Consider the following 22,394-nt stretch of genomic DNA (forward strand, 5'->3'; position numbering starts at 1 on the left):
TTGTTTTCGCTTCTGTTTCAAAGCGGGTGCAAAACTAAAACTTCTTTTTGTTTCTCGCAAGAAAAAATTGAAAAAATTTTGAAGCTTTCTTCTCGCCTCTATATTCTCATTTCTCTGCCAGTATCTCAAGGAACTTTCCGTGTTTTGCGGGGTGCAAAGGTAAAAAGCTTTTTCTTTTCCCGCAAGCTTTTTTTGATCTTTTTTTTCGAAAATTTCTTCCCCCAAATCTGATCAAGCTGCCGGAATGTCTAAGAGCGTTTTTCGCCGTTGCGGGTGCAAAAGTAGAACCTTTTTCCAGTTATCCAAGCTTTTTTTCCAACTATTTTCAATCTTTTTTCGCTATTTTTCTTAACCTGCTGGCAACGTCCTGTTTACAGATGAAAGTTTTTTCATCCGCTGTGGGGTTTTTCTTTGTTTGAATGCATATTTCGTATTTTATGCAGGTTGGGGTTTACCCATTTTATGGAGTTTTCAGCTTTTCTGCCTCTTTTCTGAAGAGATTTCAGGCTTCAAAGTTTCTTTTCTTTAGTTTTTAATCCCGCAAAGGCGCTAAGACGCCAAGCTTGCCCTTTTCTTTCTTCTGAAAATCGATGCCCTAGCCCCGATAGAAGCGGAAATCCTTTTTATGGCGGGGTTCGCCATAAAAAGATTGAAGCGGATAGCGGGAAATAGCTCCTAATAAAACAGATTCTAAAAACTAAAAAGGAAATCACTCCACCCAAACCTGCATCAATATTTTCTACTTAATATATATGTATGCAAAAAACAAACCCGACAGGTTTCTAAAACCTGTCGGGTTATAATCGAGATTTATTCTTATATATAAGTGTAATTTAAAAACTATACATTATATATATTATTCATTCAAAGCATCTATTACTTCTTTGGTAATTTGAATGCTCTTTAGTTTTGCTTGGTGATCGAAGATTGGACTTGTCACCATCAATTCGTCAATTCGGGCGTAGTCAATAAACTTTCTTAAATCGGTTACTAGCTGTTCTTTGTTTCCTGTAAAAGTTCCTGCTGTCATCTGATTAACATGAAAGCGTTCTGCTTCATTCATGATATCGTCTAGCGATGGAACTGGTGGCTGCAATCCTTTACGATCATTTCTAATTAAGTTTAGAAACATTTGATACAAACTTGTCGATAGCAATTCTGCTTCTTCATTGGTATCAGCCGCAATGATATTTACACATGCCATTGTTTTTGGCTTGTCTAAATGCCCTGATGGCTGGAAATTTTCTCTGTAAAACTCAAATGCCTGAATCATTAGTTTTGGCGCGAAGTGTCCAGCAAAAGCATAAGGCAACCCATAAGCCGCTGCTAAAGCTGCACTATCCATACTTGATCCTAAAATCCAGATTGGCACATTTAATCCTTCGGCTGGAAATGCACGAACTTTTCCTGTAGCATTTTCAGATGAAAAGTATTCTTGAAGTTTACTTACGTTTTGCGGAAATCGCTGTGCTTGCTCAAAAAAATCTTTTCGAATCGCTTCTGCAGTTGGCTGATCTGTTCCTGGCGCTCTTCCTAAACCTAAATCGATTCGGTTTGGATAAAGGGTTTCTAAAGTTCCAAATTGCTCTGCCACTACTAAAGGCGAATGATTTGGAAGCATGATTCCACCAGAACCTACACGGATATTTTGGGTTTGACTTGCCACATAACCAATTAAAACCACAGTTGCTGTACTTGCAACGTGTGCCATATTATGGTGTTCTGCCAACCAAATTCTCTTGTATCCTAGCTTATCGGCTAATTGCGCTATGTCTTTTGTTTTTTGGAATGTTTCTGTTGCGTTACTATCTTGGGTGATAATCGCAAGCTCTAATATTGAGACTGAAATTGGTTTTTTCATATAAATTAAGGCTAAAATGCAAAATTAACCCATTTATGCGAATGCCTTTTGTTTTCTAGTGTTAATAGAATTATAATATTCTAAAGTCATTCAAAATAGCTAATTTTTAATAATTAATTATCGTTTTACGATAATTAATTATACATTTGCAATATCATTTTAATTTTTCATTATATGAAGACTACTCATATTGTTTCTAAAATATTATTTTATTTCACCCGATTCTTATCTGTGGTTTATTTTTTCTTGGCTGCTTATTCGGTTTTTACTCTAATGACAGGGTTATTTCTAACATTTAAAGATAATGGAAAGTATTTTCAGGTTTGTTATCCGTTTACTACTCATCCTTTAATGTTGGGTGATTACAATCTGCCGTATATTCTTTTTGATTTTTTGGCTCCGCTGAGTCTTTATGGACTTTTCTTTTTACTGAGCAGTAATGTCTTTAGGGTTTTCTTTCAGCCAAAATTATTTACTCAAAATGGAGTTGTACACTTAAAACGTTTTTATATATCCAATTTATTCATTCCGAGTATCGTGATATTTTTTGCGTTCTTCTTTGTTCCTTTAGATAATGAAGTGGCGCTTTTTATCATATTGCACGGAATGCTCGGCGCTTTTGCTTATTTTTTAGCTGCCATTTTTAAACAAGGTTTAAACCTTCAAAACGAACAAGACTTATTTATATAGCTATGCCAATAATTGTAAATATTGATGTAATGCTTGCCAAACGCAAGATGCAGAGTAAAGAATTGGCAGAGAAATTAGATATAACGCCTGCTAATTTATCGATTCTAAAAACTGGAAAAGCAAAAGGTATCCGATTTGATACTCTTGAAGCAATTTGCAAAATCCTAGACTGCCAACCTGGTGATATTTTAGAATATGTAAGCGAGTAGCTTTCTTTTAAATCAAATTTTCTGAATCTAAAAATCGGCTTTTTGAGGCCGACTGGTATTCTATTGCCTAAAAATTTCAAATCATCATTTATATAATCATCAAAAATCAATCAAAAAATGAACAGTTTATCTATCAAAAATCTCAGCAAAACGTATGAGAACGGCACACAAGCGATTGACCATTTATCGCTTGAAATTTCAAACGGTATGTTTGGTTTATTGGGTCCGAACGGCGCAGGAAAATCGACTTTAATGCGGACAATTGCTGCTTTGCAAGAACCAACTTCTGGAATTATCGAGTTTAACGGAATCAATATTCTCGAAAATCCAATGTTTATTAGAGAGAATCTCGGATATCTTCCACAGGAATTTGGCGTTTATCCAAAGATTTCTGCTTATCGTTTATTGGATCATTTGGCCATTTTGAAAGGAATTGTCAATACGAAAGAACGTCACGATCAAATTTTGTATTTGTTACAGCAAACTAATTTATTGCAACACAAAGACAAAGCAGTTCATTCGTTTTCGGGCGGAATGCGTCAGCGTTTTGGAATTGCTCAGGCTTTGTTGGGAAATCCGAAGATTATTATTGTGGATGAACCGACTGCAGGGCTTGATCCCGAAGAACGAAACCGTTTCAATAACCTTTTAAGTGAAATTGGCGAAAGCATTATTGTTGTTCTATCAACGCATATTGTAGAAGATGTTCGCGATCTGTGCACAAAAATGGCAATTATTTCTAACGGAAAATTGATTTTGGAAGGAAACCCAAATGAAGCCGTCGATTCTTTGAAAGAAAAAATCTGGACGAAAGCGATTCATAAAAATGAACTCAAAAATCATCAAGAACACTTTAATATTATTTCCTCTCATCTGAATTCGGGTAAAATCAACATTCATGTTTTCTCCCAACAACAGCCAGATGCTGGATTTGAATTGACTTCTCCAGATTTGAGCGATGTATACTTTAATATTTTATCTCAAAATCAACTTAAAAAATAACGTTATGCTTTCTAAATTAATTCAATTTGAATGGCATAACAATACCAGAAACTGGACATTTTATGCCGCCTTTATTATTTATCTAATTCTTGGTTTTTTTGTGAGTGCTTTTGCGAATTTTTCGTTCTCGGGAGCTTATAAAAATAGTCCATTTGTACTGACTTATGCAATTGGTTTGATTTCACTAATGACGATTTTCTCAACAACACTTCAAGTCGCACAGCATTTTTTAAAAGAATACGAAACCAAATTTGATTCAATAATCTTCTCTACTCCTATTTCTAAATTTTATTATTTAGGAAGTAAATTTATCACGGCTTTTATAATATCGGTTTATTCCTTTGGAATGTTTATTATCGGAATGATTATCGGACATCAAATGTCTTGGATTCCTAAAAGTGAAATTGGTCCTTTTGAAATTCTAAATTACGTTTGGCCTTTTCTTGTTATCGTTGTTCCCAACATATTTTTATGCCTTTCGATTCTTGCAACGATGGCTTGGCTCACGCGAAGCAAACTTTTTGTTTATGTTGGCGGCTTATTCATCTACATATTATATATATCAGGTTCTATTTTTTCAAATTCGCCTCTATTTGCAAATGCTTCTCCGTCTTCCGCGAAAGCGATGTCTTTGGCAGCAAAAATAGATCCGTTTGGTTTGGCTGCTTTTTTGGAACAGACGAGATATTGGACATTAATTGAAAAAAACGCACAACTGCTTACGCTTTCTGGCAACTTTTTATTCAATCGAATCTTGTGGATTTGTGTTTCTTTTCTTCTAATTTTTGTTTCGTATAAATTGTTTTCTTTTCGAAAAACAAAAACTAAAAAGGTAAAATCGGTTAAAATCAATCTAAAAGAGACAAAACCATATTCTTTTACAATTCCGAAACAGCAATTTAAAACCTCAAAACATAATTGTGCCGTTTTTAAAAGCAATTTAAAAATGGATATTTATTTGGTTTTAAAAGGAATTCCATTTTTACTGATTGTCCTTCTGTTTTCAGGATTATTAATGATTGAGATTTCAGATGAAATTGATGGCGGAATCCGTTTAGCTGAAAAAATTACCGATACAGCTCTAATGATTTCCACAATAATGGATCGCCTGCCTTTCATATTGATTCTGATTACACTTTTTTATAGTAGTGAATTATTGAATCGAAGCGAAAATTCAAGATTTGAAATGCTTGAAAATACTGCGCCTTATTCTCAGTTTGTCGTTTTACTTTCGAAACTGACAGCACTTTTTATGATTCCGATAATTTTAATTGGAATTAGTATTTTGATTGGAATTGGTTTTCAAATCATACATGCAAATGCTCCAATTGAAGCTGGACTTTACTTTTCGATGTTTTACTATATCGGATTTCCTTTGTTTTTGATTTCAATTTTGGTAATCGCCATTCAGACTTTCATTAAAAATAAATATTTAGGTTTGGGAATTTCTGCTTTTATCACGCTTCTTTTTTGCACAGGAATTGGAGAACAATTAGGAATCTCGCATCCATTATTTCGATTCGGAGATTCTTTTAAAAGAGAATATTTTGATTTGAATGGTTTCGGAAGTTATACTTTTCCCTTTCATATTTCGATGTTGTATAATTTCGGATTGGCTTTGATTCTGCTTGCATTGACTGGAATTTTATGGAAACGAAATTCATCGATCTCCAAAACCATTCGCAGAAATTCATTAAATTCTGCTCAGAAAATAACTTTTGCTTTGGGAATTCTTCTTTTTATAGGTTTTGGAAGTTATCTTTTTTATAAAAATAATATCGAATATCCGTATTTGACGAAAGACGATCAAAACAATTGGAGCGAGCAATACGAAAAGCAATTTAAAAAATACACAAATCTTGCACAGCCGACGATAGATGGTGTAAAAAGTAAAGTCGATTTGTTTCCAGAAGAGAATCGTTACGAAGTAAGCGGAACTTATGAATTAGTAAATAATACTGAAAAAACTATTGATAGTTTACTCCTATATATAGATCGAAATTCGAAACTGACCTCTGTTGAAATTGAGAGTGCCAAAAATCTGGATGATGTTTCTAAATATCAACATTATTGGTATCGATTAGAAAAGCCTTTGCAACCTCAACAGAAAATAAAAATGAGTTTTTCTTTTGAGTCATCTTGGTCACCATTTAAAGGTCATACTGCATTTAATTCTATTATTGAAGATGGCTCTTTTATGCGAATAAGCCGTTACTTTCCAGCTTTTGGTTATCAAGAATCGAATGAAATCAGCAGTGAAAAAGAGCGAGCAAAAAGGCATTTGAAACCACAAACGCCGCTTAAAAAATTGGAAGACAAATCGAAAACAACAAATGATTTTATTGATTATGATGTTGTGGTTTCTACTTCTAAAAATCAAACTGCAATTGGAATTGGCGATTTAGTTGGAAATTGGAAAAAAGACAATCGCAATTATTTTCATTATAAATCTAATGGAAAAATTCCGTTTCGATTTGCTTTTTCTTCTGCCGAATATCAAATTCAAAAAACGAATTATAAAGGCTTTTCAATTGAAGTTTATTATGATAAAAGACATTCTCGAAATGTTTCTAAACTGATTCAAGATGTAAAAAATACGCTGGATTATTGCCAAAACAATTTTGGAAAATATCCATACAAAACCATTCGTTATGCTGAAGTTTCTGCTTTTGCGGATGGATTTGCGGCGACTTCATATCCGTCGACGGTTTTTATGAAAGAGAATTTTGGATTTTACAGCAACTTGAATAATCGAGATAAAGAAGATATTATCAATCAGTTGACGGCACATGAATTGTCACACGAATGGTGGGGAAATGCGCAAATTAGTCCCGAGCAAAAAGAAGGAAGTTGGATTCTGACCGAAACTCTAGCACAATACACCGAATTGATGTTATATGAAAAAGAACATGGTTTAGAGAAAGCTTTGGAAACTTTAAAAATTCATCTGGATTTGTATTTAAGTAGTCGAAGTTATGAACCTGAAACTCCTTTATATAAAACAAATTACGAAACTCCGCATTTACCTTATGATAAAGGAATGCTGATTATGCATCAGCTGAGAATTTTAATTGGTGAAGAAAAAGTGAATCTAGCTTTGCAAAATTTTCTGAATCATTATAAATATCCTAATCCAATTCCAGATTCTGAAGATTTATTGAAAGAGATTTATGCGGTCACAGATTCTAAACTCCACTCAAAACTGGATGAAATGTTTAAAAAGATCATAACATATTCTTCTAAAATTTCTGAAGTTGAGAGCGTGAAAAAGGATGTTTTTTATGAAGTTTCTTTTAAGGCAGATTCTAAAAAATATATTGAAAATGCTACAGGAATTCGGAAACAAATTGACAATGATAAAACAATCGATATTGGAATTTATGATGAAAACGGAAAGTTATTTCGCTACGTATTTCCAATCAAAAACAATATAATTGAAGGTAAAATTAAATTCAAAAACAAACCTCAACGAATTGTGATTGATCCTCTTTTAATGAATATTGACACTTTTATAAAGGACAACGAGAAAGAGATTGATTAGTTTTTTTGCCACAGATTAAAAGGATTAAAATGATTTTTTTGCTTTCGCTAAAATTAAAAATCCAAATAATCTTTTTAATCTGTGGCTAAAAAAATTTTTTATTTTAATTGAATGAAAATCTGTTTGTGGGTTGTTTTCCCATCATCTTTTATTTTCAAATCTTTATTCGATTCGATTTCAAATTTTGATGACGTTTCTACATTTAATGAAATATCTCGATTTCTAAAACTTTCTGGAATTTCTGGAAGCTGAATTGTTACGGTTGCTTCTTTATTTTTCTGCTGAAAATTTACTTTTATTCTATCTCTCAGCCAAATGTATTCGTAAACTTCCTGCCATGGCGCCATCCAGATTGAGTCATTTCCTTTTATACCGTATTTATTGGCAAGCGTAGTCATATAATATTTGAATTCAGGAAAACGCATACTGAGATTCCACAAATTTGTATTTCCAGTTCCGTGCGTGAATTCGTTAAACCAAACTGGATCTTTCTGTTTTACAATAGAATCTATCGTTTTTAAATATTTATCCATCGTTTTAAAACTTGTTGTGTCATTTGAACTCTGCACAAAAGTTCGGGCAGAAATCATTTTATCTAAATCTACTTTTGAATCTACTTTAAAAACTGGACCGACACCATAATAAGACGCTACAGAAAACTGTCCGTTATTAAGCGCCTCTTTTTCATATTCTAAATAATATTTCTCATCACCTTCTCCGCCAGGAACCACAAAATGAGACATTGTAAAGTCTAGATTCTCCTTTATTGAAGTTGTATTTTCAGTCACTTCTTTCAAATAATTCGTTCCGTGTTTTGTGGCATGATGAAAACTATGATTCAAAATATCCCAGCCAGCATTGTACATTTCTTTTACTTCTTTCCACGAAAGATGTCCACGATTTTGAGGCAAATCACGAATTGAACCTCCATTTATTGCTAATGCCAATTTAAACGGAATTTTATTCCCCATTCCGTCCGAATAGAAAAGTCCTTCCGAAGTTGTTCCGTCTCCGCCTTGATCAATTTTCCATTCGTTTTTATCTGGATTACTAATTTTTCCTCCATTCAATAATGGAAAAGCCGTTAAATAAGCCGATCTGTAACCATCATCAAGCGTAAAACTATACGCTAAATGTTTATTGTATTTTAAAGGAGAAACGGCAACTTTGATTTTATCTGCCGATTTTAGTTTTATTTTGAATGAAATGTTTTTCGGTTTTGAAGAATCTTTTTCAATAATTCCGTTTGAAAAACTAGTAAAGCTTCCGAAGATTGTGGCAGCGATTATAAGTAGAATTCGTTTTGACATAAATTTTAGTGGTTCTTTTGCGATCTAAAAGTACATTTCTTTTTGAAAAAATATTTTAAAACTGATTCTGTCCTTAAAAATAATTTGTTCTGAATCAAAAAAGAGAACTAATTTTAAACCTAAATTTGTACATCAAAATACCAATTCGGTTTTAGCTTATCTGCAAAATGACACACAAAATTTTAATTATAGACGACGAAGAAAAACTAAGAAATCTGCTCGCAAGAATTATAAAATCGGAAGGATTTGAAGTTTTTGAAGCCAAAGATTTAAAATCTGGTTTTAAAAAATTGGAACAAACCGAAATTGATGTCGTTTTGTGCGATGTAAAATTACCAGACGGAAATGGTGTTGATTTTCTTCAAAACATAAAAAACAGTTTTCCTCTAACAGAAGTAATTCTGCTGACGGCTTTCGGAAATATTCCCGATGGCGTTCAGGCAATGAAAAATGGTGCTTTTGATTATATCGTAAAAGGCGACGATAACGATAAAATTATTCCGCTTCTTTATAAAGCGGTAGAAAAAGTACAATTGCAGAAAAAAGTCCAACAGCTTGAAAAACGCATTAACGACAAATATTCGTTCAATACTATTATAGGAAAATCAAAAGGAATTGAACAAGTCATTGATTTGGCGCAAAAAGTAGCCAAAACCGATTCGACTGTTTTACTTATGGGTGAAACCGGAACGGGAAAAGAAGTTTTTGCACAAGCAATTCATGAAAACAGCAACCGTGCAGGAAAATCTTTTGTGGCTCTGAACTGCAGTACTTTCACTAAAGAAATTTTAGAAAGCGAGCTTTTTGGTCATAAACAAGGCGCATTTACAGGAGCTGTAAAAGATAAAAAAGGTTTTATTGAAGAAGCAAATGGCGGAACATTATTTCTAGATGAAATTGGTGAAATGCCAATTGATCTTCAAGCGAAATTATTGCGTGTCTTAGAAACTTCCGAATATATTCCCGTTGGAGACACGACTCCAAAAAAATCAAATTTCAGATTAATTGCAGCTACAAATCGTGATTTAAAAACAGAAAGTGATGAACATCGTTTCCGCTCTGATTTGTATTTCCGTTTGAATATTTTCGAAATTAAATTGCCTTCTTTGCGAGAAAGAATCAAAGATATTCCGCTATTGGCGAATTATTACGTGAAGCAATTTTCAGAAAAAACGAATAAAAAAGCTTTACAGATTGCAGATGACTTTTTAAAAAAACTAGAAAATTATTCTTGGCCAGGAAATATCCGCGAGCTTAAAAATGTCATCGAGAGATCGGTTATTTTGAGCAATGGAGATATTTTAACTTCAGATGTTCTTCCTTATGAAATGCAGTATCAAGCTGAAAATAATTCCAAACCAATGTCAGCTTTCTCTATGCAGAGTGTCGAGAAACTGCATATTCAGAAGGTTTTAAATTATACGAAAGGAAATAAGGCTGAAACGGCTAGATTATTGGAAATTGGAATTGCGACTTTATATAGAAAATTGGAAGAATACCAAATTCAATAACAATTACAAAAATCATTTTTTTACAGCTTCGGAGAAGCAATATATTTATAGATGATTTGTTGCCAATGATAAAAAGCTCCAGCGGAGCGACATTGACACAGTTCAAAAATATTTCACCCCGCTGGGGCTCTAATAACCGTAACTATTATTTACATTTATTTTCTATAAACATTTCGCTCCTCCGGAGCTTGATAATAACGTATCAAAACGAGAAAAGCTTATCAAAATGATAGGCTTTTTTTATGCCTAATTTTTGGCACACAACTCCATTCCTTTTATTCACAACACTTTAAACTCAACTTGAATTTTTCGGAACATCTTTTGGCATAAAAAGGAAGAACATTAAAAATTCATTCCAAATGAAAAATCAAGTAACCTCAATCTACAAACAAGCCGAACGGTTTGCTGAGATAACCAAAAAATCTATTATTTCAGGAAATATCGTTCGTGCTAAAAAATGCTTAGCCCTTGCCGAACGGTTATTTATAAGCGGAAGCATCGAAACTAAAAATGCCATTTCTAATGTGTATGTTTTTTCAGTTTCATCTTTTATGGAAATGCGTCACTGCAATATTTCTCATCTTTTTCCGCAGACACTTAAAGCAGAATATATCAAACAGGTTAATGCTTCGGGAGTCTAAAAAGTTTAATCGGTTAACTGTTTAATTGTTTAATCGTTTTTCCAATCTAAAGTCTACAATCTTAAATCTAAAATAATCATGGTCACAATCCTTCTTCTCGCTTTAGCAGTTTTACTGTTTGCGATTTGTTTTCTCTCTATTGAATTCTTTGAAAAAATCTAAATCATGACTGCACTATTTATTGTTTCAATCGTCGTTTTCGTGTATTTGATTTATGTATTAATCAAACCCGAAAAATTTTAAATCATGTAAAAAGTTAAAAGTGAAGTGTTAGATGTTTCTAACTCAACTCTCATCAATAACATCTCACTTTTTACAATCAACAACTCACATATTATGAATACAGAATTATTAGGCGTCATAGGTATTTTTGTCCTTACCATTATTTTAGCTATTCCGGTAGGGAAATATATTGCTAAAGTTTTCTTGGGAAATAAAACACTTCTTGACCCAATTTTCAATCCAATTGAAAAACTTATTTTTAAAATCAGTGGTATCAATCCAGCTGAAGAAATGAACTGGAAACAGCACTTAAAAGCTCTTTTAAGCATCAATATGGTTTGGTTTTTTCTTTGCTTTTTTGTTCTGCTTTTTCAGGGTTCTTTACCACTAAATCCAGATAATAATCCATCAATGTCACCTGATTTGGCATTTAACACTACTATTTCATTTGTTGTTAACTGCAACCTACAGCATTATTCTGGTGAGAGTGGCGTTTCGTATCTATCGCAAATGATATTGATGTTCTTGCAATTCGTTTCTGCTGGTGTCGGAATCGCTGCTGCTGCAATGGTTTTTACTGCAATGAAAGAAAGAACTACAGACAAACTGGGGAATTTCTACAATTATTTCGTTAAAAGCTGTACTCGTATTTTATTACCGCTTTCAGCAATAGTTGCTATAGCTCTAGTTTTCAGCGGAACTCCAATGACTTTTGAAGGAAAAGATACCATTACAACTTTACAAGGCGATCATGTTGAGGTTTCTCGCGGGCCAGCTGCTGCTTTTATTGCCATTAAACATATAGGTACAAATGGCGGTGGATTCTTCGGAGCTAACTCTGCTCATCCTTTAGAAAATCCTACTTATTTTACTAATGCCGTTGAACTTTGGGCACAAATGATTGTTCCGTTTGCGATGATTTTTGCACTTGGATTCTTCCTTAATAAACGAAAATTCGCTTACATCATTTTTGGTGTCATGACCGTTGGTTTTTTACTTCTTGTAATTCCGACAATCTCAAGCGAAATCAACGGAAATCCTGCTATTGCAAAAATGGGAATCGCGCAGACAACGGGAGCTATGGAAGGAAAAGAAGTTCGTTTTGGTCCAGCCATTTCAGGATTCTGGAGCATTGCTACGACTGTAATTTCTACAGGATCTGTAAACAGTATGCATGATAGCGCAATGCCTGTTTCTGGAGCTATGCAATTATTGGCTATGATGGTCAATGCCTTTTATGGCGGATGTGGTGTTGGAATTCTAAACTACTACATTTTCATAATTCTAGCCGTGTTTATATCTGGATTAATGGTTGGTCGAACTCCAGAATTTTTAGGAAAGAAAATCGAAGCGCGGGAAGTTAAAATTGCTGCTTTTATTGCCATTCTTCATCCTTTATTGATTTTAGCAGGAACAGCTTTGGCTTCTTATTTTGCTGCAAATGATACTGCGATGGGATACTGGTTCAGCGGAAATGCCACAGGCTGGTTAAATAATCCAAGCAATCACGGATTCTCAGAAATGTTGTACGAATACACTTCAAGCGCTGCCAATAACGGTTCTGGTTTTGAAGGATTGGGAGATAATAATCCGTTTTGGAATATCACAACTGGAATTGTTTTACTGTTAAGCCGTTTCATTCCAATCATTGGTCCGTTAGCTATTGCCGGTTTATTGACAGGTAAAAAATACATTCCGGAGAGTGCAGGAACTTTAAAGACTGATACATCAATTTTTGGAATCATGACTTTTGCTGTGATTGCCATTATTGCGGCTTTATCTTTCTTTCCTGCATTGGCACTTGGACCTTTAGCGGAATTCTTTACACTAAAATAAAAATGCTGGATATTTTAAACACATAGAAATAAACGCAAAATATTTCAAGCATAGCCCGTGGTTTCAACCACGGGAAACAAATTGCAGGGACAAAGATTGTGATATGCGTTGTGTTCCAGCGGTTAAAACCGCTTGCTATATTCTATAATCTATGTTTTTATCGCATAACATTTAACAAATAACATTTAACTTTTTACAAGAAAATGACAACTAATAAATCCACATCATTGTTTGAAAGTAAACAGGTAAAAGAAGCCTTAGTGCAATCTTTTGTCAAGCTGAACCCAAAAATGATGATAAAAAATCCGGTAATGTTTACCGTAGAAATTGGAACTGCAATTATGTTTGCTGTCTGCGTTTCGATCTTAATGGGCGCAAATGACCAAGGAAGTTTTACCTATAACTTAATTGTATTTTTAATTTTACTGGCAACACTTTTATTTGCCAATTTCGCCGAAGCCATTGCCGAAGCAAGAGGAAAAGCACAAGCCGACAGTTTAAGAAAAACTCGTGAAGAAACTCCTGCCAGACAGATTTTGCCAAATGGAGAAGTCAAAAATGTAAGTTCTTCAACATTAAAAAAAGACGATATTTTCATTTGTGAAGCGGGTGATTTAATTGCTGCTGACGGAGAAATCATCGAAGGCTTAGCAACAATCGACGAAAGCGCCATTACAGGAGAAAGTGCTCCTGTAATTCGCGAAGCTGGCGGAGATAAATCTTCGGTTACAGGAGGGACAAAAGTATTGTCTGATAAAATCAAAGTAAAAGTAACTTCTGAGCCTGGCGAAAGCTTTTTGGACAAAATGATTGCCTTGGTTGAAGGTGCAAGTCGTCAGAAAACGCCAAACGAAATTGCTTTGACAATTCTGTTAGCCGCCTTTACTTTAATCTTCGTGATTGTCTGCGTTACGCTAAAACCGTTTGCCGACTATGCCAACGCCCCCATCACGATCGCGGCATTCATTGCTTTGTTCGTTTGTTTGATTCCAACTACAATTGGAGGATTGCTTTCTGCGATTGGTATTGCGGGAATGGATAGAGCTTTGCGAGCTAACGTAATTACAAAATCTGGGAAAGCGGTTGAAACGGCTGGAGATATTGATGTCTTGCTTTTGGATAAAACTGGAACGATTACAATTGGAAACCGAAAAGCAACTAATTTTTACCCAACAAAAGGAATCTCTTTTGATGATTTCGTGAAATCGGCTGTTTTAAGTTCACTTGCCGATGATACTCCTGAAGGAAAAAGTATTCTCGAATTAAGTGAAATGATAGATGTGAAAAGTGAGACGAAAGCAACTGCTTTAAAAAACACTTCTGAAATCTCGCACACTATCAAATTTACTGCTGAAACGAGAACTTCGGGTGTAATTTTAAAAGACGGAACAAACATTCGAAAGGGTGCACAAGACGCTGCCAAAAAAATCGCAGAACAAGCAGGAAATGTTTTTCCAGAAGATACAGCACAACAAGTAATTTCTATTTCTTCTAACGGAGGAACACCATTAGTTGTAATCAAAAACAATGAAATTCAAGGTGTTATTGAACTTCAGGATATTATAAAAACCGGAATGAAAGAACGCTTCGAGCGCTTACGACGAATGGGAATCAAAACGGTTATGGTTACAGGTGATAATCCACTGACGGCTAAGTTTATTGCTGAGAAAGCTGGTGTAGATGATTTTATTGCTGAAGCAAAACCAGAAGATAAAATGAACTATATCCGAAAAGAACAGGCAGAAGGAAGATTGGTTGCCATGATGGGTGACGGAACAAATGACGCTCCTGCCCTTGCACAAGCCAATGTAGGTGTTGCCATGAACAGCGGGACGCAAGCGGCAAAAGAAGCTGGAAATATGGTCGATCTTGATAATGACCCAACGAAACTAATTGAAATTGTAGAAATTGGAAAACAACTTTTAATGACTAGAGGGACTTTGACTACTTTCTCAATCGCCAATGACGTTGCTAAATATTTTGCTATCGTTCCTGCGTTGTTTATTACTGCAATTCCAGCGCTTCAAGGTTTAAATATTATGCATCTGCACAGTCCTGAAAGCGCAATTTTATCGGCTGTGATTTTCAATGCGATTATCATTCCGATCTTGATTCCGCTTGCGCTGAAAGGTGTTGAATATCGTCCGATTGGAGCAAGTGCGATTCTAAAACGAAATCTTTTGATTTATGGTTTAGGCGGATTGATTGTTCCTTTTATCGGTATAAAAATAATTGATTTAGCTGTTGCCTTATTTATGTAAAATTAAACCTAACAGGTTTTCAAAACCTGTTAGGTCTCTAAAAACAAATGAAATGAAAAATATAATCTCTCTTATAAAACTTACCGCACTGACTTTAATTCTGTTTGCAGTTATTTATCCTTTATCGATTTATGGAATCGCACAAATTGCTCCCAATAAAGGAAAAGGAGAAACTATTTCGGTTAACGGAAAAGTAGTTGGTTATCAAAAAATCGGGCAAAAGTTCGATAAATCAAATTATTTCTGGGGAAGGCCTTCGGCTGTAGATTACAATGCTGCAGGAAGTGCAGGAAGTAACAAAGGGCCAAGCAATGCTGAATATTTGGCTTTGGTTCAAAAAAGAATTGATACGCTATTATTGGTTCATCCGTATTTGAAAAAATCTGAAATTCCTGCTGATATGATTACGGCTTCAGGAAGCGGTTTAGATCCGAATATTTCTCCCCAAGGTGCTTTGATTCAGGTGAAACGTATTGCAAAAGAAAGAAAAATAGACGAAGCTAAAGTAAAAGCTTTGGTGGAATCTAAAATTAATACTGCCGTTGTTGGACCTGAAACGGTTAATGTTTTGGAGTTGAATGTGGCTTTGGATGCGCTTCGCTAAAGATGCTAAGGTTCTGAGATACTGAGATACTAAGTTTTTCTATGCGCATTCTTGTCATTTCGACTGAAAGGAGAAATCATAAGAATGCACATAGAATGTCACCAATCTTTGTCGAATCCCTTGTGTGATTTCTCCTTTCAGTCGAAATGACAAACTAACTTTTAAAATTAAATACCTACAAGGTTTTGAAAACCTTGCAGGAAACAAAAACGCCTTTTTACCCCAAATGCCCTAGCCCCGATAGTAGTGGAAATCCTTTTGTGCCGGGATTCGGCACAAAAGATTGGAACGGATAGCGGGATTAGCTCCTAAAAAATCTACTAATAAATAATTGAATACCACAAAAATGAAAAAAATAATACTTACTGCTTTAATCGCTTTTGGTTTTAGCAATTTACACGCACAAGAAGAATCTAAAAGTCCGTTTACATTTTCTGGATATGTAGACCTTTATTACAGTTATGATTTTGGGAAACCAGACAATCATACAAAACCGAGTTTTTTTTATAATTACAACCGAAGCAATGAAGTGAACCTGAATTTGGGTTTGGCGAAAGTGAATTATTCGAAGGGAAATGTTCGATCAAATTTAGCGCTGATGGCAGGAACTTATGCACAATATAATATGTCGGCTGAGCAGGATTTACTGCAAAATGTTTATGAGGCAAATGTTGGTGTGAAGATTTCGAAAAAACACGATTTGTGGATTGATGCCGGAATTATGCCTTCGCATATTGGTTTTGAAAGTGCAATTGGAAAAGACTGTCAAACTTTAACCCGAAGCATTTTGGCTGAAAATTCGCCTTATTATGAAACAGGAGTGAAAATTGGTTATACTTCTGAATCAGGAAAATGGTATTTGGCAGCCATGTATTTAAATGGCTGGCAGAGAATTCAGAAAATCGATGGAAATCAAACGCCTGCTTTTGGAACGCAAGTTACGTACAAACCATCTGATCGGGTTGTTTTGAATTGGAGCACTTATGTTGGGAACGAACAGCCTGATATTGATAAAAAGTGGCGTTACTTCAATAATTTTTACGGGCAATTTAAAGTAGCTGAAAAAGTAAACTTAACAACTGGATTTGATATTGGTTCGCAACAATCGGCAAAAGGAAGCAATAAATATGACGTTTGGTTCTCTCCTGTTGTAATTCTGCAATACAAACCGACTGATAAAATTCAGCTTGCCGCACGAGGAGAATATTACAGCGATGAGAAAGGCGTGATAATTACAACCGAAACACCAAACGGGTTTAAAACTTACGGGTTTTCAGCTAACTTTGATTACTTAGTCACTGATAATGTTATGTTTAGAATTGAAGCAAGAAATCTGTCAAGTAAAGATGAAATTTTCACAAAAAACAATCAGCCAACAGATACCAATACGTCTGTAACAACTTCTTTGGCAATTAGTTTCTAGAAATATTTTTGCCACAGATTTCACAGATTAGAAGGATTCTTTGTGATGATTCATTTGCCACGAATTGCACAAATTTTCACGAATTAATTACTTTAACGTTATGCCATTTTTAAAATAAAAATTTGTGTAATTCGCGTAATTCGTGGCTAAAAAAATCTCTTTAATCTGTGAAATCTGTGGCTTAAAAAATAAAACTTAGCGTTTTAGTGCCTTAGTGGCAAAACAAAAAACATGGAAAACGAAAACAACGCACAGCATTTTCTGGATTTGATTCAGAAATCTCGGAAAGGAAAATTCAAAATCTACATTGGAATGAGCGCCGGTGTGGGCAAGACTTTTCGTATGCTTCAGGAAGCACATTCGTTATTGAAAAACGGAATCGATGTCAAAATTGGTTACATCGAAACGCATATGCGAAAGGAAACTCATGAGTTATTAGCTGGTCTTCCGATTATTCCGAGGCGGACTATTTTTTATAAAGGAAAAGAACTCGAAGAACTCGATGTTCAGGCCATCATCAACCTTAGACCAGAAGTAGTTATCGTTGATGAATTGGCGCATACAAATGTTGAGGGAAGTAAAAACGAAAAACGCTGGCAGGATGTTTTAGAAATTCTGGAAGCTGGAATTAATGTAATTTCGGCAGTTAATATTCAGCATATTGAGAGTTTAAATGAAGATGTAAAACGAATTACGAATATTGATGTTCAGGAGCGTATTCCTGATAATGTTTTACGATTGGCTGATGAGGTTGTAAATATCGATTTGACTTCAGAAGATTTGATTGCGCGTTTGAAAGAAGGAAAAATTTATACGACAGATAAAATTCCGACTGCTTTAGCGAACTTTTTTAAATCGGAACAAATTCTGCAATTGCGTGAATTGGCTTTGAAAGAAGTAGCGAGTCAGGTCGTTCGAAAAGTTGAAAATGAAGTTCCGAATCTTCATGCTTTACGACATGAGAAACTTTTGGCCTGCATTAGCAGTAATGACAAAACGGCTAAAATTGTGATTAGAAAAACAGCAAGACTCTCCAGTTATTATAACGGATTGTGGTATGTTTTGTATGTGGAAACTCCGCAAGAAAGCAGTAATAAAATTGCTTTGGACAAACAAAGGCATTTAATTAATAACTTTAAACTCGCCGTGCAATTAGGCGCAGAAGTTATTAAACTGGAAAACAGTAATATTACCGATGCGATTTTGGCAACTGTAGAAGAAAAACAAATTACAACTGTCTGTATCGGGAAACCGCATTTGAATTTATTTAAAGTAATTTTGTCTACAACAATTTTCAGGCGTTTGTTGAATAAACTGTCTTTATCAAACGTTGATCTTGTTATCCTGTCGTGAAAAATTTTTAAACCATATAAGTGATATAAGTTCCTTTAAATTCGGGGCGTTGAAGTTTAACCGCAAAGACGCAAAGTTTTACGCAAAGTTCGCTAGAGTTTTTGCTCGCAAAGTCGCAAGGGCGCAAAGTTTTTTTGTCTGTACTATAAAAAAAATCTTTGCGTGCTTTGCGAAACCTTAGTGTCTTTGCGGTTAAAAAAAGAAACTCTAATATTTTCTTATATCACTTATATGGTTCAAAAAAAATTAAATGTTTTATAAAATGAGAATTAAAACCAAATTGAATCTGGGAGTTGGATTATTATTTTTAATGATCATCATACTTTCGTTAGTGAGCGGTTATTCTGTTTTTTTGATAAAAGCAGATACCGAGAATATTCTGAAAGCGAATTATAATACGCTGGAATATTCGCGAAACATGATTTTGTCTTTGGATGAAATTAAAGCGAGCCCTGATAGCAAGATTCATGTTTTCAAGGAATATCTTGAAAAACAAACGCAAAATATTACCGAACCGGGAGAAAAAGAAGCAACCGAAAACCTTGAAAAAAGTTTTACGCTTTTAGAACAAAACGGAGCAAACGAAACCATAAAAGCAAAAATCAGACAGGATATTTTTGCTATTATGAAACTGAATCTGGATGCGATAAAACAGAAAAGTGATATTGCCAAACATACCGCCGAAAATGCTAATTTATGGATTGCCATTGTGGGAAGTTTATGCTTTTTGATTGCTTTTAATTTGCTGGTTAATCTCCCAAATAATATTGCCAATCCAATCAAGGAATTAACACTGAGTATTAAGGAAATTGCCAATAAAAATTATTCGGAGCGCGTTCATTTTACGAGTCATAGCGAATTTGGAGATTTGGCCAAATCGTTTAATACAATGGCGCAGAAACTTCAGGAATATAATGATAGTAATTTGTACAAACTCTTCTTCGAAAAGAAACGACTGGAAACTTTAATCAATAATATGCACGATCCTATTATTGGTCTGGATCATGAAGGAATTGTTTTGTTTGCCAATGATGAAGCGCTTAAAATTGTTGGTCTGAAATTGGAAGATGTTATTGGGAAATCGGCTTCTACTCTGGCCTTGTCGAATGATTTGATTCGGTCTTTGATTTTGAAAGATGAATTAGATGCTCCTAAAAAACAACCGCTTAAAATTTATGCGCACGGAAAAGAAAGTTATTTTGAAAAAGAGATTCTAAATATTACCATAATTCCAACAGGCGAAGAAAAAGAAATCAATATTGGTGATGTTATTATTCTGCGAAATATTACGCTTTTTAAAGAACTGGATTTTGCTAAAACCAATTTTATTGCTACCGTTTCACACGAATTAAAAACACCAATTGCTTCGATAAAATTAAGTCTGAAATTGCTTGAAAATGAAAAAACAGGCGACATGAACGACGACCAAAAACAATTGGTTGAAAGCATAAAAGATGACAGTCAGCGCTTATTGAAAATTACTGGCGAATTGCTTAATCTATCGCAATTAGAAACTGGAAATATTCAGCTGAATATCGAAAAAAGCAATCCGCAAGAAATTGTAAATTATGCTGTTGAAGCAGTAAAAGTTCAGGCGGAACAAAAACAAATCAAACTGGTTATTGATGCTGATGAAAATCTGCAAGACGTAAAAGCTGACAGCGAAAAAACAGGCTGGGTCTTGATTAATTATTTGTCGAATGCAATTCGTTATTCTTCTGAAAAAAGTACCATTCACATCAAACTTAAAAAAGAACTAAATCAAATTATATTTCAGGTTATCGATACTGGAAAAGGAATTGACACACGATATAAAGACAAAGTTTTTGATAAATATTTTCAGGTTCCAGGAAGTCAGAAATCAGGAACGGGATTGGGTTTAGCTATTAGCAAAGAATTTATTGAAGCTCAAAATGGAAGTGTTGGCGTAGAAAGTAATTTAGGATTGGGAAGTACGTTTTGGTTTTCGCTGAAGATTTAGATATTTTTTGCTACAGATTATATAGATTAAAAGGATTTTTGAATGGCTTTATGCAAATTTATTAGCCACGAATTCACGAATTATTTTAAATTAAAATTCGTGAATTGCTTCGCCTGTTCGCTATCGCTAGAGTCGTGGCGGAAAAAAAAATAAGCCAATCTTAATTCAAATACCTCATTTAAAACCAACAAATTAAAGTTCGCTTAAGGTTCAATTAAGTTCAAAATACCAGACTTAAACATTCGTTACTATTGCAAAATATAACAACAAAAAAAATGTTCCACAAAACGATTTTCCTTGTATTGTTATTCGGATTATTTTCTGCGAATGCACAGCAAAATGACTCGATTACAAAAATTGACAGTACTTCTCATAATTTAAAATTCAATTACAAACAATTAATTATTCCGTCGGTTTTAATTGGTTATGGTGTTATTGGCCTAGAAAGTGATCAGCTTTTGAGCTTCAACCACCAAATTAAAGATGAAGTTACTGAAGATATTGACGAGAAAGTTACCATTGATGATTTTTCTCAGTATGCTCCTGCTGCATCGGTTTATGCTTTGAATGCTTTTGGCGTAAAAGGCAAAAATAATATGCGTGACCGTTCTGTGATACTTGTGACTTCATATGTGATTATGGCAACAACAGTTTTAGGGTTAAAATCGATTTCTCATGTAGAAAGACCTGACGGAAGTTCGAACAACTCCTTCCCTTCCGGACATACTGCAACTGCATTTATGGGTGCTGAATTTTTATATCAAGAATATAAAGATAAATCGATTTGGTACGGAATTGCAGGTTATGCTGTTGCAACAGGAACGGGGCTTTTCAGAATTTATAACAATCGCCATTGGCTGACTGATGTTGCTGCCGGAGCTGGAATTGGAATTTTAAGTACCAAAATTGCATATTGGATTAATCCGTATATCACAAAAAAATTATTTAAGTCAGATTCTGAGAACAAATCAACTTCTATGATAATGCCTTTTTATAATGGACAGCAATATGGTTTGGGATTTGCTAAGGTATTTTAGTTTTTTTTTTGCCACAAAGGCGCTAAGACACAAAGTTTTTTCAAATAGCTTTGTGTCTTAGCGCCTTCGTGGCAAACTCTTTTTACGTATTCGAAGTATTATTCTTAATCTCTCGAACTTCACGTTTCAATTCTAAAAGCAAATCTTTCATTGCTCCAGTTTCTGTCGTTTCTTGTTTTTTGTCCGAACGGCCGATGTTACATTCGTATTCCCAAATCTCTAGAATATCAGACGCTTTCACTTCATAATTCGGATAAAAACTATTATCTGATTCTAAAACCAAGGCGTTCTTTTTGTTTTTATTGAGACGTTTATAAACCATTCCTTCATTTTTAGTAATAAGAATATAGGTTTTGCCGTCCATCACATCTCCCAGCTTTTCTACGTAACGACCAATAATAATCGAACCATCTTCGTGCGGAGGCATCGAATCGCCTTCAACGGGAAATCCGCGATGTTTTCCTGGTCCTAAAAAAGGAAGTGTAATCTGCTGTAAACTTTCAATATATTCTGGATCAGCATATCCGTTGAGGTAACCTGCTTTTGCTTTTTGAGAGACAATTTCAATAAAATTTTCTCCAAAACTATCCACTTGAATAGGCAAAATAAGTCGGTTGCCTTCTAGTTTTATCAAATTTTGCACATCAATTTTACGTATATCGACAGATAATATCAAGTCGATACTCATATGAAAATATAATGCAATCTTCTTTAAAATATCATACGGTGCTTCCGAAGTTCCATCTTCGTATTTCACGTATCTTCCTCTTGTAATACTTAGGTTTTCAGCTAATTTTTCTTGTGATATTTTATGCTTAACCCTTAACGCTCTGATGTTGTCTGAAAATAAGGACATAATAAATTTGTTATAATTTGGAACAGCAAATATACAAAAAAATGTTACCACCTGTG

The 22,394-nt window shown here is 34.4% G+C and carries 18 protein-coding genes; 14 read left to right on the forward strand and 4 right to left on the reverse strand.

The genetic code is table 11. From position 1 onward, the window contains the following. The coding region (locus tag ABXT06_RS05755) for a hypothetical protein (protein WP_354589893.1) at positions 1–225 on the reverse strand (225 nt) is incomplete at its 3' end. 631 nt (positions 226–856) lie between these two features. Beyond that, complete coding sequence (locus ABXT06_RS05760) at positions 857–1,861, reverse strand: LLM class flavin-dependent oxidoreductase (RefSeq protein ID WP_354589894.1); 1,005 nt, start codon at positions 1,859–1,861, stop codon at positions 857–859. 174 nt (positions 1,862–2,035) lie between these two features. On the opposite strand from ABXT06_RS05760, the gene ABXT06_RS05765 reads away from it, so the two are divergent. From ABXT06_RS05765 to ABXT06_RS05780, 4 genes are all read left to right on the forward strand, one after another. Next, positions 2,036–2,551: a DUF2975 domain-containing protein gene (locus tag ABXT06_RS05765; RefSeq protein WP_354589895.1), complete on the forward strand. Its 516-nt coding sequence runs from the start codon at positions 2,036–2,038 to the stop codon at positions 2,549–2,551. A 2-nt stretch (positions 2,552–2,553) separates the two neighbouring features. Beyond that, positions 2,554–2,760, forward strand: a complete 207-nt coding sequence (locus ABXT06_RS05770; protein ID WP_144215125.1) for a helix-turn-helix domain-containing protein — start codon at positions 2,554–2,556, stop codon at positions 2,758–2,760. Positions 2,761–2,877: 117 nt separating this feature from the next. Then, entirely contained in the window at positions 2,878–3,762 is an 885-nt protein-coding gene (locus ABXT06_RS05775; protein WP_354589896.1) for an ABC transporter ATP-binding protein, read from the forward strand. Positions 3,763–3,766: 4 nt separating this feature from the next. After that, entirely contained in the window at positions 3,767–7,303 is a 3,537-nt protein-coding gene (locus ABXT06_RS05780) for an ABC transporter permease/M1 family aminopeptidase (RefSeq protein WP_354589897.1), read from the forward strand. Between the two features lie 98 nt (positions 7,304–7,401). Here the strand turns inward: ABXT06_RS05780 and ABXT06_RS05785 are convergent, their stop codons facing one another. Continuing rightward, entirely contained in the window at positions 7,402–8,613 is a 1,212-nt protein-coding gene (locus ABXT06_RS05785; protein WP_354589898.1) for a polysaccharide deacetylase family protein, read from the reverse strand. A gap of 167 nt (positions 8,614–8,780) precedes the next feature. On the opposite strand from ABXT06_RS05785, the gene ABXT06_RS05790 reads away from it, so the two are divergent. From ABXT06_RS05790 to ABXT06_RS05835, 10 genes are all read left to right on the forward strand, one after another. Further along, a complete protein-coding gene (locus ABXT06_RS05790; RefSeq protein ID WP_354589899.1) occupies positions 8,781–10,124 on the forward strand; it encodes a sigma-54-dependent transcriptional regulator in 1,344 nt (447 codons plus the stop codon). Positions 10,125–10,483: 359 nt separating this feature from the next. After that, positions 10,484–10,765 carry a DUF7674 family protein gene (locus ABXT06_RS05795; protein WP_113677797.1) on the forward strand — a complete coding sequence of 94 codons (282 nt, stop codon included), beginning with the start codon at positions 10,484–10,486 and terminating at the stop codon, positions 10,763–10,765. A gap of 165 nt (positions 10,766–10,930) precedes the next feature. Then, positions 10,931–11,008, forward strand: coding sequence for a K(+)-transporting ATPase subunit F (kdpF, locus tag ABXT06_RS05800; RefSeq protein ID WP_354590115.1), 78 nt, complete (start codon positions 10,931–10,933; stop codon positions 11,006–11,008). Between the two features lie 93 nt (positions 11,009–11,101). Next, entirely contained in the window at positions 11,102–12,823 is a 1,722-nt protein-coding gene (gene kdpA, locus ABXT06_RS05805; RefSeq protein ID WP_354589900.1) for a potassium-transporting ATPase subunit KdpA, read from the forward strand. 203 nt (positions 12,824–13,026) lie between these two features. After that, the gene (kdpB, locus tag ABXT06_RS05810; protein WP_354589901.1) at positions 13,027–15,084 is read left to right on the forward strand and encodes a potassium-transporting ATPase subunit KdpB; all 2,058 of its coding nucleotides are present in this window, start codon (positions 13,027–13,029) and stop codon (positions 15,082–15,084) included. A 52-nt stretch (positions 15,085–15,136) separates the two neighbouring features. Continuing rightward, the gene (locus ABXT06_RS05815; protein WP_354589902.1) at positions 15,137–15,688 is read left to right on the forward strand and encodes a K(+)-transporting ATPase subunit C; all 552 of its coding nucleotides are present in this window, start codon (positions 15,137–15,139) and stop codon (positions 15,686–15,688) included. 346 nt (positions 15,689–16,034) lie between these two features. Then, positions 16,035–17,111, forward strand: a complete 1,077-nt coding sequence (locus ABXT06_RS05820) for a porin (protein WP_354589903.1) — start codon at positions 16,035–16,037, stop codon at positions 17,109–17,111. 231 nt (positions 17,112–17,342) lie between these two features. After that, positions 17,343–18,464, forward strand: coding sequence for a sensor protein KdpD (locus ABXT06_RS05825; RefSeq protein ID WP_354589904.1), 1,122 nt, complete (start codon positions 17,343–17,345; stop codon positions 18,462–18,464). Positions 18,465–18,726: 262 nt separating this feature from the next. Beyond that, positions 18,727–20,445 carry an ATP-binding protein gene (locus ABXT06_RS05830; RefSeq protein ID WP_354589905.1) on the forward strand — a complete coding sequence of 573 codons (1,719 nt, stop codon included), beginning with the start codon at positions 18,727–18,729 and terminating at the stop codon, positions 20,443–20,445. Positions 20,446–20,720: 275 nt separating this feature from the next. Beyond that, positions 20,721–21,482, forward strand: coding sequence for a phosphatase PAP2 family protein (locus ABXT06_RS05835; protein WP_354589906.1), 762 nt, complete (start codon positions 20,721–20,723; stop codon positions 21,480–21,482). A gap of 82 nt (positions 21,483–21,564) precedes the next feature. On the opposite strand, the gene ABXT06_RS05840 is transcribed toward ABXT06_RS05835, so the two are convergent. Next, positions 21,565–22,338 (reverse strand): XRE family transcriptional regulator, encoded by a 774-nt coding sequence (locus ABXT06_RS05840; protein WP_201998120.1) that lies wholly within the window; start codon positions 22,336–22,338, stop codon positions 21,565–21,567. Between the last annotated feature and the right edge of the window lie 56 nt (positions 22,339–22,394).

The sequence above is a fragment of the Flavobacterium sp. UW10123 genome, assembly GCF_040538975.1.
Classification (GTDB): Bacteria; Bacteroidota; Bacteroidia; order Flavobacteriales; family Flavobacteriaceae; genus Flavobacterium.